The 12,386-nt window shown below is 57.9% G+C and carries 9 protein-coding genes and 2 pseudogenes; 8 read left to right on the top strand and 3 right to left on the bottom strand.

The genetic code is table 11. From position 1 onward, the window contains the following. Positions 1-2 precede the first annotated feature (2 nt). The 5 genes from OU993_RS26810 (at position 3) to OU993_RS26790 (ending at position 7,201) form a co-directional block, all read left to right on the top strand. Positions 3-2,306, top strand: a complete 2,304-nt coding sequence (locus OU993_RS26810) for a cellulose biosynthesis cyclic di-GMP-binding regulatory protein BcsB (RefSeq protein WP_268162105.1) — start codon at positions 3-5, stop codon at positions 2,304-2,306. Further along, positions 2,303-3,394, top strand: a complete 1,092-nt coding sequence (locus OU993_RS26805) for a glycosyl hydrolase family 8 (protein ID WP_268162103.1) — start codon at positions 2,303-2,305, stop codon at positions 3,392-3,394. Before OU993_RS26810 ends, OU993_RS26805 begins: the two co-directional genes overlap by 4 nt. Further along, positions 3,373-5,232 carry a hypothetical protein gene (locus tag OU993_RS26800; protein ID WP_268162101.1) on the top strand — a complete coding sequence of 620 codons (1,860 nt, stop codon included), beginning with the start codon at positions 3,373-3,375 and terminating at the stop codon, positions 5,230-5,232. The genes OU993_RS26805 and OU993_RS26800 overlap by 22 nt, the downstream gene beginning before the upstream one ends. 256 nt (positions 5,233-5,488) lie before the next feature. Beyond that, a complete protein-coding gene (locus tag OU993_RS26795) occupies positions 5,489-5,704 on the top strand; it encodes a transposase (protein WP_268162100.1) in 216 nt (71 codons plus the stop codon). Between the two features lie 288 nt (positions 5,705-5,992). Continuing rightward, a complete protein-coding gene (locus tag OU993_RS26790; RefSeq protein WP_268162099.1) occupies positions 5,993-7,201 on the top strand; it encodes an MFS transporter in 1,209 nt (402 codons plus the stop codon). Positions 7,202-7,248: 47 nt separating this feature from the next. Here the strand turns inward: OU993_RS26790 and OU993_RS26785 are convergent. The 3 genes and pseudogenes from OU993_RS26785 to OU993_RS26775 all read right to left on the bottom strand — a co-directional run. Beyond that, positions 7,249-7,377, bottom strand: a pseudogene (locus tag OU993_RS26785) (IS3 family transposase); the annotation flags it as partial. A gap of 30 nt (positions 7,378-7,407) precedes the next feature. Continuing rightward, positions 7,408-7,578: pseudogene (locus tag OU993_RS26780) on the bottom strand (ATP-binding protein); the annotation flags it as partial. A 141-nt stretch (positions 7,579-7,719) separates the two neighbouring features. After that, positions 7,720-8,667: a LysR substrate-binding domain-containing protein gene (locus tag OU993_RS26775; RefSeq protein WP_268162098.1), complete on the bottom strand. Its 948-nt coding sequence runs from the start codon at positions 8,665-8,667 to the stop codon at positions 7,720-7,722. 1,328 nt (positions 8,668-9,995) lie between these two features. On the opposite strand from OU993_RS26775, the gene OU993_RS26770 reads away from it, so the two are divergent. Genes OU993_RS26770 through OU993_RS26760 form a run of 3 tightly spaced genes read left to right on the top strand, consistent with a single transcriptional unit; the run spans position 9,996 to position 12,370 of the window. Beyond that, positions 9,996-10,319: a hypothetical protein gene (locus tag OU993_RS26770; protein ID WP_268162097.1), complete on the top strand. Its 324-nt coding sequence runs from the start codon at positions 9,996-9,998 to the stop codon at positions 10,317-10,319. Continuing rightward, the gene (locus tag OU993_RS26765) at positions 10,319-11,626 is read left to right on the top strand and encodes a type IV secretory system conjugative DNA transfer family protein (protein ID WP_268162096.1); all 1,308 of its coding nucleotides are present in this window, start codon (positions 10,319-10,321) and stop codon (positions 11,624-11,626) included. The genes OU993_RS26770 and OU993_RS26765 overlap by 1 nt, the downstream gene beginning before the upstream one ends. 24 nt (positions 11,627-11,650) lie before the next feature. Continuing rightward, positions 11,651-12,370, top strand: a complete 720-nt coding sequence (locus OU993_RS26760; protein ID WP_268162095.1) for a hypothetical protein — start codon at positions 11,651-11,653, stop codon at positions 12,368-12,370. Positions 12,371-12,386 lie beyond the last annotated feature (16 nt).

The following is a 12,386-nucleotide window of genomic DNA, read 5'->3' as shown; positions in this document are numbered from 1 at the left end:
GAATGTTTTCGCGTCTGGCCACATCGGCTCTCATCCTGACAATCCTGGCGGAAATTGCTCACGCCAGCTCGGCCACTGGCGGCTTCGTTCTCGCGCCAAAAACGCGCCCTCAGCCAACGGCACCTCAGACGACGCAAATCGACCGATCCTTGCGTCCCATCATGGCCGATAGCAATGAGCTGTTTTTCGCTGGCGAAGCGACAAGTCGCGAGTTCCCGTTCCTCGTCCTCCCCTCGGAAATGACGGGAACGACAAAACTCATCATCAAGCTGCAGACGGCAATTTCGGTTGCTCCGGAACGCTCCCGCTTGCGCCTGTTCGTCAATGACCAGGATATTGGCAATGTCGAGCTACTCTCGGGCAATGCCCGCCGCATTGAATTGGACGTGCCAAAGGGCGTGTTGCAGCCGGGTTACAACTCTCTGGTGATCCTGGCCGACCAGTCCCATCGGGTCGATTGCTCGATCGATGCGACCTATGAACTCTGGAGCCAGATCGATCCTGCCGGTACCGGCTTTTCGTTCACCAAGTCCTCCGGCGATAAAGGCGACGATTTGTCAGCCCTGCTGGCCTACAGCAATATGACGGGTCGTCCTGCTGTGCGAGCCATCTTGCCGCGTACAGCATCCAGCAACGAAGTCGATCAAACCATATCAATGGTTCAATCTCTGGTGATTGCCGGGCAGCTCGATCGAGCCGTCATCAACATCGCCAGCGCTCCAACCAAAGAACCTGGTGTTGAACTGGCGGTCGGAACGTTTGCAACGCTACGGCAGGCACTGGGAGAAAAGGCAGGCGATCTTACCGAAGGGATCCGCATCGAGACCAATGCTGAGACAGGGGAGGCCAGACTGATTGCATCTGCCCGATCCGACGAGGCACTTGCCCAGTTGGTGGACCAGTTCGCGCTCGACAGTCGGCAGCACTACAAGGACGGATCTATCCAGGGCCGCCGGGCAATGGAGAACAGGCGCGGTCAAACACTGAATTCCGGTAGCCGCACAGCGCTCTCCAACCTCGGCTTCATTTCGCGTCCGTTCTCCGGTCGGCATTATGATCAAGATTTCGCATTCAATCTTCCTGCGGACTTCTATCCCGGCGATTATGGCGCAGCCACCCTCAATCTCAATGCGGATTACGCCGCCGGACTGTCCTCCAATGCGCGGCTGCTCGTGCGAGCGAACGGAGACACGGTTGCCACGGTGAGCCTTGCCGACGGACGGTCAGGCCGCATCGTGGACCAGCATCTCCCCATCCCGCTTAACAAGCTGCGTCCGGGCAAAAACATTATCCGCTTCGAGGCTGATCTGAGTGCTGGTGCGGATACCGTGTGTGATCCCCAAACCCTGATGTCCGTGGCACCCCGTCTGCATGTGAAAGCGGACAGCTCCCTGGAAATGCCGGTTTTCGCGCGGGTTGGTCATTCGCCAGATCTGGCTGTTGCCACGGCCGGCAACTTTGCCGGTGGCAGCCTCAGCGAGGCGATCCCTCTTTATATCAGGGATTACAACAAGCCTTCGCTTGGGGCGGCAGCTACCTTCCTTGCCAAGTCAGCCTACCTCTCCGGTGTGGCCACAAAGGTGACCTCCACCAGCGAATGGCCCGCTGATCGCACGACCCCTCTGCTGGCGGTTGGCACCTTCGGCGATCTCGGCCGAAACGTGCTCTCGGACCTGCGCATCGATCTTACTCCCACGCTCGGCAACCTGACTGCAGCGAACACATCCATGACTGTGTTGGGAGATACGGGCTTTGCAGCATTCGGCGACAATGGTTCCAGCGACATACCCGCAGCGCAAGACGGTAAGCTGAAGCAATATGCCGATCTGGCTAAAACTGTTGCGGAAAATGCCTATGAGCGTCTGAAGGCCCAGGCCGCCCATCTCCAAATGATCGGCAACCCCCAGGTCCTTCCAAACGACGAAACCTACGAAATGCCGGTCCAGGCGGATCTTGTCTTGGCTCAACGCAATACCGCGCCAAGGTCCTCATGGACGATATTGGCGGCACGGGATGAGGCGGTTCTTCAAGAAAGCGTCAACGCAATGACGCAGGCAAAAGCCTGGAGCCAAATTGGCGGTACCGTTCAGGCGTTTGACCGCGGCGGAAAGCTGATCGAAAGAAAAGAAGCACAGAGCCAGGAGCTTTATGAAACGCAGGCAATGTCGCTGCGAAACGGAAGGCTCATTTTGGCCGGTTGGCTGGCGAACAATCCGCTGGAATTCACCATCGCACAGGTTGTTGCAGCAATCTTGCTGGGGGTCTCCTCGTTCTTCGTCCTTCGGGGAGGTCGGCGCAAGCAATGATGGCATTAAAGAAGCTGATCATTCCCTTCGCGGCGATGATGTTGTGTTTAGGTCCGCCTGTTTCGATGGCACAGCCTTCGGGAGGCGACAACCCGGCGGCGGACCTCGCCTCCGGAGCGTGGGAACTTTACCGGCATAAATTTGTGACCGGTGAAGGACGTGTCATCGATAACAAGGCGGGCGATATCAGCCATAGCGAAAGCCAAGGTTATGGCATGCTGATGGCTGTGATCGCAAACGACCGCAGATCCTTCGAGTCGATCTGGAAGTGGACACGCGCCAATCTCATGACGCGCGACGATGCACTGGCATCATGGCGATGGGATGGATCACAAAAACCGCACGTCAAAGACAAGAACAATGCAACGGACGGCGACCTGCTCATTGCCTGGGCGCTGTTGCGCGCGAGCAAACTCTGGGGACGTGCGGACTACAAAAAACTGGCGCTTCAGATTGCACAGGCCATTACCGCGAAGGCAACGCTCGACACGGCTTACGGCAAGATGCTGATGCCGGGAGTTCACGGTTTCAAGGCGAATGATCAGCCCGATGGTCCGATCGTCAATTTATCCTACTGGGTATTTCCGGCGCTCAATGACCTGGGGTTGACGTCGGAGGCTTTTCCGGCGCGGCCACTGTTGCGGAGCGGACTGTCGCTGATGAGGGAGGCCCGCTTTGGGCCGGCGCAACTGCCGCCGGACTGGATCTCCCTGTCTCAACGGGAGCCAAGGCCTGCAAAGGGATATCCGTCGCAATTCGGATACGATGCGATCCGGGTGCCGCTCTATCTTGCCTGGTACAGCGCCGAATATCCTGAACTGCTTGAGGTGTTTGCACGTCAGTGGCGCAAGACGCCAGCAAACGGCCTGGCGGTGGTCGAACTGGCAACGGCGACTCAGACCTCGTTCTTGACAGACGCCGGATACAAGGCGGTGGCCGAGGTTGTCGAATGCAGCTTAGGCAGACCCTTGAATGTCGACGCGATCTCTAACTTTACGCCAACTGATTACTACCCCTCAACTCTCCACGTTCTCAGTCTCATGGTCATCGCAGAAAGGTACCCGACATGTTTGACCGGCTCTCGCTGAAGTCCGTTCTACTCGGTGGTTGCTGCCTGATCTTGCCAATCAGCTATGCGACCGGCGAAAACGGCACATCCAGTCCTCTTGGAACCGTCCTTCCCGCGGCTTCTCCTCAGACATCCCCTCTGCATGCTGCCCATGTAAGCGCTGTCTTGCCAGCATCGGTACAGTCACCTGATTATGCGCCCAACGGGGCGGTTCAAGCGAACCCGGTCACGACCAAAATTGCCATGACGGTGGCGCCGGCTGCACCGGTAGCGAACGCTCCGGTTGTCGTGCCGATCGCCCCCAATGCGACGTCGGTGCCGGCTCAGGTTCAGACAATTCCATTGAGGCCGGGCGAAAACCCGTTTTCGCCGCAGCCGCGTGCCCAGACGACCGTCGGAGTGGAACCGCGACTGAATGAGCAACAGCTGCTCAGCGTTGCTCCTTCGGCACCGCGCACGCCCGCCGAGGCGGCAAATCAGCCGGAAAAGGCAGTGGATGAAACCGCCTTGCGTTATTATGCCTCGCAGCGAGACTTGAAGCGACTGGGGGCAGAAATTCGACGGCTGAAGGCACTCTATCCGGAATGGGAGGCACCGGAGGACCTATTCGATCAACCGACCAATATTTCCGAGCAGCCCCTGTGGGACATGTTCGCACGCGGTGACTATGCGGGCGTACATAACGAGATCGCCCGATTGCAGGTCGATAACGTCAACTGGAAACCCTCGTCCGACCTGCAGAACAAGCTTGCACTTGCCGAAACGCGAACACTGATGGAGCGATCTTTCGCACAGCGTAACTGGAACCAGGTCATCATGCTTGCCGAAGCGACACCAGGCCTGATGGTGTGCCAAGAGATGAACGCCATCTGGCTGACGGCTGAATCACTCGCCCGCGTTCAGGACTTTTCGCGATCGTTTGATCTCTACAAATACGTGATCAGCACGTGTGACAATGCCAATGAGCGTCTTGCAACCGTCCAGAAGGCCAGCTTGGTGCTCCCTGAGGCTGGCTTTATGAGCCTTGCGATGATGGGCAAGCGACTTCCCGATGGAACCTCCGAGTTCGAGGATGTCGCTTTCAACCCATTGCGCGCAAAAATGGGTAGTATCGCCCGCGGCGATGTTCTCAGCGATCCCGTTTCGAATGACGAATTGCAGCGCTTTGCCGATTTCGTACAGCGCAAGCAACTGATGAACGACGCGTCTCTGTTCGGTTGGTATTACTACAGTCAGAAGGCGTGGAATGCCTCATACCAGTGGTTCAATCTTGCCAGCCGACTTGGCTACGACACCAAGAATATCGAAGGCATCATATTGAACAAGCGTAACATGGACCAGTTGGACGAGGCAATCGCCCTAGCAAAAGCTCATCTTGCCGACAGCAAGGAGATCACCAAGATCTACATCGAACTGATTGCCGACGGTCTCACAAACGAGACACCTATGGTGCTGAAGGGCGATGACTTCCAGTTCTTCAAGGGTCTCGTCCTGGAGCAGGAATCCGCGCTTGGTGCCCAGGCCCTCGGATGGTACCTGATGTCACAGAAAAAGACGGCTGAAGCCAGTGAACTCTTTAACAAATCCGTCGCCTGGGAGCCGACGGAAGGTGGTGTCATGGGACAAGCCGTTGTGGCAGCGCGTGCTAAACGGTGGTCCACGGTATCATCCATAAAGGCAAAATACGGCGATGAATTTGAGGGCCTTTCTCAGATACAGGTCTACCGCACAAAGTACACGCCAAGGCGAAACGCCGGCACAGCGTCCCAGCACGAGCCGCCGAACCTTGTCGATTGGCTGAGTGATGACAAAAAGAAAGAAAAGAGAAAGAAGATTTATTATACGTTTGCCGACTGATATCCCGCAGGCGGCGGCATCCAGGCTGTGCTGAAAATGCCCAGCAACATGTGTGTAGCGAGATTGGGCGCCGATATGCATTGGGCAACTGCATACCGGCGCCCGTTTGCCTGATCACTGTCGATCTTCATCCGGAGAAGCAGCGGAAGCCCCGCCCGGTGGTATCCCTTCCATGAAGATCGTCTGCCCTGAATTGCTGATTGTCTTTAAGTCCATGCCTTATGACATGCGCTAAATCATTTCGCCCATTGAGGTCTTGCCGCCCGATGATCTTGGTCGCCGACGGGATTGGTCGGATGACGAGAAGCTTCTGACCGTCGAGGAGAGCCTGCAAGGCTTTCGGCAGGGTGCGGTGACGGCGCGGCTTTATGGATTGTCGCGGTCACTGTTGACCCGTTGGCGTCGCGACTACCGAAGCGGGTTTCTGCACGTTTCCGCGTCAACGGGCTTCGTGCTGCTTGCGATTTCGTGACCGCCGGCGGCTATCTTGCGAGATAGCCTCACTGGCCACAATGACAGCAAAGTTAACACCGCGGCGTGATGTCACTGGTGCTACCGAAGGGCAGGTCGCAGGATATCGCGATATCGGCCCCATCACACTATCCCTAGGCCAAATTGCGTATGGGAAGACGGAAAATGACGATATAGGCAAATTGAGTAATTTTTTATCAGAGTCCCGGAAGACTGACAGTTGACGCTGTTCGCGATGGAGGGATGCGGCTGCTCTCTCGATGCCGACGTATTGCTGTCTGGAGTAGGAATGCGCTTAACCTATTGGCTTTTGTTTGCGATCTACGCGGCGAACTACCTTGACCGGCAAATCTTCAGCGTGATGCTCGAGGCGATCCGCCAGGAACTTGTCCTTGGCGATGTGGAAATGGGACTACTGTCTGGCCTTGCTTTCTCTCTCACCTACGGACTTGCATCCATCCCGGCGGCGGTCTGGGCTTCGATTGGCAACCGTCGCAACCTCGTTGCCTGTTCCGCCTTGATCTGGGGGCTGATGACCATGATGACGGGACTTGCGACGGGCTTCTTTCAGCTCTTCGTTGCGCGGGCGGCAATCGCTGCAGCGGAAGCCGCCTCGATCCCCGCCTCCCATTCGATCCTTTCGGATTCCACTCATTCCAGCGGGCGTGTGAAACTGTTCGGGCACTTTACCAGCGCTTCCGCCGTTGGAGGCCTGTTTGCCGTCCTGATCGGCGGCGTCGTTGGACATTTCTATGGCTGGCGGGTGGCCATGATCTGCGCTGGACTTGTGGGTATCCTGCCGGGTCTGCTGCTGTTTCTGGTGCCGGAGCCGAAGCGGGACTATCCCGCGAGACGGCCGGGCGAACCGTACCGCTATACGGTTCTTGGCACCGCTCTCCAGGCGATCTATGCCAACCGCCGCGCCAGACTGATGTTCTCGGCCGAAACGATCAACCAGATCGTCCTGTCGGGTGCCATTGCCTGGTATCCGGCCTTTCTGGTGCGCCAGCATGATTTTTCGCAGATCCAGGCAGCGGCAACCGCCTCCGTCGGCGGCCTTCTCGCCATCATCGGCACGATTACCACAAGCCGCATCATTGCACGCCTGACGGATCGAGACCGTGATTGGCTGTCCCTTGCGCCTTCGCTGGTCATCCTGCTCGGCAAACCGTTCAGTCTGGTCTTTCTGCTCGCAGGAGATCCGATGCTTGCGCTCGTCGCCTTCGTCGTTCCGGCGGCCCTGTCGCTGTCCACTTACCCGCCAACGCTCACAGTGTTGCACGAAACCGTATCCCCGGTGGAACGCCCTGTCGCATCCGCCATGCTGATTTCCTTGGCAACGGTTTTGGGGCTGGGCGTCGGGCCGACATTGGTTGGGCTTCTGAGCGAGGCAATTGGCGGCCCGATCTCGCTCAATCTTGCCCTCGTTTGTCTGCAAGGGTTCGGGCTGGTGTCGGCCTACCTCTATTGGCGGGCATCCCGCGCGCTCAGTCAATAATCACTAAAGAATGTTGCTTGGGAGGTGCGGACGAATTCTTGGACTGCTTATGCCGCAATTCCGAGATTCCGGCGGTATTTAGCTGGGCCACTGCCGCCCGATGAGAGCTTTATGCGATGCTGATTGTACCACTGGATGTAAGCGTCTAGCTGCTGCATGAAGTCGATAGCGGTCGTGATCTTCGCGTCGCCGAAGAGGGTGGCTCAGTCGCTGAAGCTGAGGTTGGTGGGGATGGTGCCGCCGCTGCGCTCATAAAGCTTGCTCCTCAGGTGGAAGAGCAATGGGCCGCCCGAAGCGCTGACCGGAAGATGCCCGAGTTCATCGAGTATCAGCACATCGAGGCGAACCAGTGCTTTTGCGATCTGACTGTTACCGCCATGGTCCCATCCGTAGGTGGATATGAGACATTGTTACGCTCTCAGTTTTGTCTGGGCGTTTACGTCAGTCTGCACAATTTCAACGGTGGCTTATTTAGGAGTGTGTCTCTCTCCAAAGGTTTGACCTTATGGTTATCGAATCTATGTCGTCGAGAGCCAGTTCTCTTCGCTGGCGTTCTGGGTGGCGGCCTGATGAAGCTGGAGGCGAAGCCATTGGATGCCCGGATCCGTCGTTTTGTCGGAAAGCGTGGCGATCTGCAGCCGCGGCCCGGATGATTGGAAGGGCAGCGGCAGAACCTGCAGGTCGTAATGCCGCGCCGCATTCCTGGCGAAAGGGGCCGGCAGAACGGCAATCAGGTCCGTCGTGGTGATCAGAGACGGGATCATGATGCAGTTCGAAACTTCGCAGATGATGCGTCGTGTGACACCCTGCGACAGGAGGATCGCCTCCGCATGCGCCCGCATGCGTGAGTCCTGCCTGAGCACGACGTGCCCGAGCTCGGAAAACTGCTGCTTGCTGATCTCGCCCTGCAGGATCGGATGACCACGGCGGGCGACGATCACGCCCTGCGGAATGTGCAGAGGAATGAAATCGACACCGGGGACCTCCTTCATGAAGCTGTCGAGTGCCACGTCTGCTTCGCCCGCCAGCAGCGCGTCGATCGGCGGCATGACTTCATGGCCGATCACGTACAGCTTCACGCCACTGGCGCGCCGGGTGATCTGGTTGAGAAGATCCGGGATGAGCCCGACCACTGTGAAGTCGTTCATCGCCAGGCGGAAGGTGCGCACCGCGTTGGCGAGATCGAAATCCCGGTTCATCGAAAGAGTGTCCCGCAAAATCGACAGCGCCTGGCGGATCGGAAAGATCAGACTTTCGGCGAAGGGGGTCGGCGCAACGCCTTTTTCCGCCCGTTGAAACAAAGGATCATCAAACTGACCTCTCAACCGGCCGAGTGCATTGCTGACGGTCGGCTGGTTCATGCCGAGCTGCTGCGATGCGCGTGTGATATTTCCTGCCGTGTAAACTGCCTCGAAAATGATCAAAAGGTTGAGATCGATATTCCTTAGGTCAATATTCTGCGGCATGGCCATCCTATTTTGCTTGGGACTTTGTCTTCGCGACAGGCCCGAGTGAAAAACATAATGATATTGGCCCTGTCCAATAATTTATATCTCGTGTCTGGCTTAACGCGGGTGATCATACGACAATGTAACTGTAGGCTGTATAGTGTCTGTTTCAACCTGGTACTTATCATCACTTCCGCTTCGCCATTTCTAAGGGGCAGGGGTGTGCCGATTATTATAGTCCTGTCTACATCATCATCGACATGTTGTTCAATGGAGAGAGAGCTGGTTCGGTTTGTCGGATCGGTGCCGGCCCCTTATCTCAATTCTTCATGCATGACGGCCATCTTCTCTGTCACGACGCCGATCGGGATCGTGCACCGGGGAGAAGGTCGCTCCTGTCTGACAAGATGTCATGGTATACGGGGAAGCGAGGGCGCGGTGACTGCCGCCCGCCTATCTGGCTATCAAATCTCTGCGCCTCGTGGTACGTGACGCCGTCGCGCTTAACGGTTACATGTGCCCAAGAGCCTAAGGCTTGATCGTTTCGCTTGCGCGGTGATGCTGTCCATCGACGTATGCGCAATTGCTGCATGGCGACTTGCATTGGACCCCAGTGCCAGGAGGGGCTCCGGAAGAGATCGATTTGGCACAGGCGGGAGGACGAGACGGAGACGAAATCATTGCAAAAATCCGAAGCAAAAGAAAAAAAGAATCATCTCAAAGCTCCCGTTTTCGCCGTTGCGCCGATGATCGACTGGACGGATCGGCGCGATTTGTTTAGATATAACAGCATGATATGCCAATGTGCATGTACCAAGTACCAACTATTTCTTGAGTGAATCGTGATCGGAAAATCGATTTTCGATTTTCGATTTTTCGTAACAGGTCTGCCGCCTGGATGCTTCGCGACGGACTGCATCACCATAGCTGGACATCTCGCGGCAATCGAATCGAGGCTGGAGACCATCCCCGTTGATTGGGGTGCGTTTGCACGTATTTGCCTTCGCTTCAACCATTGCGCCCTGACTGGGTTGAAGGAGCACGACGGCTTGGCCCTGCCGCGGCAGATGATGCAGCCGAGGCTTGAGTGCGGAGGACGTCATATGTGCTGCCGGAACCCATCGAGGTTGCAACAGCGCGTCCTCTGAACTCCGCCTGCATGGTGGCGAAGATCCTTGCTGTGACATCGTTATCTTACCCTTATGATCCCAGAGGCGGGTGGCTCGCCGTCAAAATCGGTCCATTCGTTTTGATGGCATACAATGTCTAAGGCAGCATAACCTTTTCCTGGATTGTAGCTCAGCGTCGTCGCGGGCATCAGGAATAGGAGGCATAGGTCGTTCGCCATGATCGAGGACAGGCAGAAAACCGTCATGACCTTCACAGGCCGGCTCATTGCGCAAGGCAGCCAGGAAGTTGCCAAACTCAAGGCCAAGGACAGTACGGAGCGCTGGGCCTACTACGTGGTTCGGCTGAAGCCCGGCCGCGAGACGGCCTTTCATCGGGCCGTGGATGGTGTGGGTATGATCGACCTGTGCACCTATGGCGAGGTCCTGGCCTCGACCTATCTCGACGACACCGGAGAAATCCCCGCCGAGTTCATCGCAAGCACCAAGGCGTGGTTCGGCATTGAGCTGACGCCGCTGAACAGCTTTGGAGGGCGGCGCTGATGTCCGGGAAAGGTTTTCTGCTCGGTGTCGAGGGTGATATTGTGCCAAGGGCGGCGATCGGCTTTTCGGCCCGCAGTGCCGCTGAAGGCGGGGCGTCCGGCGCGATCCTGTCTCAGGGCCCGGATGACGGGCATCTGATCGTGGTTGGGGCCACCGGTACCGGAAAATCGGCCTCATTTGCCATTCCGAACCTGCTTGCCTGCGACGACAACGGGATGATCGCCATCGATATCAAAGGCGAACTCTATAACGTCACCCATCGGTATCGCCGTGCCCTCGGGCCGGTGCTAGCCATTGACCCATTCGGCCTGCTGCCCAAGGTCGAGCGCTCCGGCTTCAATCCGCTGTCGCCGCTGAGCATCGACGACGGCGATTTCGAGGATGGCCTCTATTCGCTGGTTGCGATGTTGTGCACTGGCGATGCGGCCTCGCGGTCCGGTGTCAACGACGCCGAGTTCTGGCACGAGTGGTCTGCCATCGTCATTTCCGGAATGCTGGCCTTCAGCAAGTCAAGCGAGGAGCCTGAACATCATCATCTGGGGCGAGCCTATGAAATCTTTTCCGCCGATGACGCCGTCTATGCCTTGGCCCGTCTTCTGGACGAGCACCCGGCGGCCCATCGCCTGGCAGGGTCAAATCTTGGCAAATTCCTGTCACTGCCGGACATTACCCGCGGCGGCGTGCTGTCCACCGTGGTCCAGCATCTCAGGATCTTCTCCAGCCAGAATGTCCGCGACAGTCTGAGCTTCAATAGCCTCACGCCTGCCGAAATCCAGGCGGCGGATCAGCCCTATACCATCTACCTCATTTTCCCGCCCGACCGTTTGAAATCCCATGCGGCGCTGCTCCGCGTCTATCTGACCAGCCTGATGCAGTTGATGACCCGGCGCAGGCATCGTCCTGCCCATCCCACCCTGGTGCTGGCTGACGAGGTGGCGCAGCTCGGCAATGTGCCGGCGCTGGTATCGATGACCACGCTTGGGCGCGGTTATGGTGTGCGGATCGCCTGGCTGCTGCAGAGCCTGACGCAGTTGCAGGCGACCTATCACCACGATTACCGCGCCATCCTGGAAAATTGCGACATGCTGGCCATGGGGCCGATGAAGAGCTTTTCCATGGCGGCGGGCCTCAGCGAAGCCGCCTTTGGCGATGTCACCGCCGACAGCCTGTTTGCGCTGAAACAGCGGGAGGCGGTGGTCAGCAGGGCGGGCGAGAAAAGCCGCGTCATCACCAAACTCGATTATCGCCACCATCCGCTGTTTGCCGGGCGTTTCGACGATAATCCGCTCTATGCCAATGCGCGTTGATGCGCCAGACACGAGGATCATTGCATGTACGACTACGTTTCGTCCCGCAGGCGCCGCCTTTCGCGCATCGCGCTGGGCATGCTTCTCTCCAGCCTCGCCGCCGTGCCGGCGGTGGCAGCCGAGATCACCACGCGGCGCATCTCCTGTTTCCAGCACATCCATATCGAAGGCGAGATCGGCAGGGGCGATGATCTGCGCATCGAGCAGCTTCTGAGGGAGAATCCTCAGAATGTCGTCTCCTTCAACGGGGTTGGTGGCGATGCCATCCTTGCCGCCCGCATCGGCGCGGCAATTTCGGAGCATCGCGCCTGGACCTTCGTTCTCTCGGAGGCCACCTGCCAGCGCGGCTGTGCGCTGGCATGGCTGGGCGGGGTGAAGCGCTATATGGGCCGCGATGCGGTCATTCGCTTCGGCCAGGCCAATCCGCCGGCGCCGGGCGAGGAGGACTTAAGTTTTGCCGCCAGCACCACGGGCTATGCGCTGACAGGGGCTTATCTCGCCCGGCTCGGCTTCAAGGAAACGACGATTGCCCGGATCGTCCGCGAACCGCTGAATTCGCCACCCGCCCTCAAGCGACCAGAAAAGGATGATCGCCTGACATTCGATGAGGCCGAACAGCTCGGTATCGATGTGCTGGAAGTCGAGAGCTACACGGCCGATACCTGCCGCAAGGCCAGCCCCGACGATCCCGATCCCACCGGCGATATAGCGCAGCAGATGAAGGGCCGGCGGTGCAAGGGGTAGGATAATCTCGGGTCCG

The sequence above is a fragment of the Rhizobium sp. SL86 genome, from assembly GCF_026672545.1.
Lineage (GTDB): Bacteria > Pseudomonadota > Alphaproteobacteria > Rhizobiales > Rhizobiaceae > Neorhizobium.
Note: the sequence above shows the minus strand (reverse complement) of the source record. Positions and strands in the feature narration are given on the sequence as shown.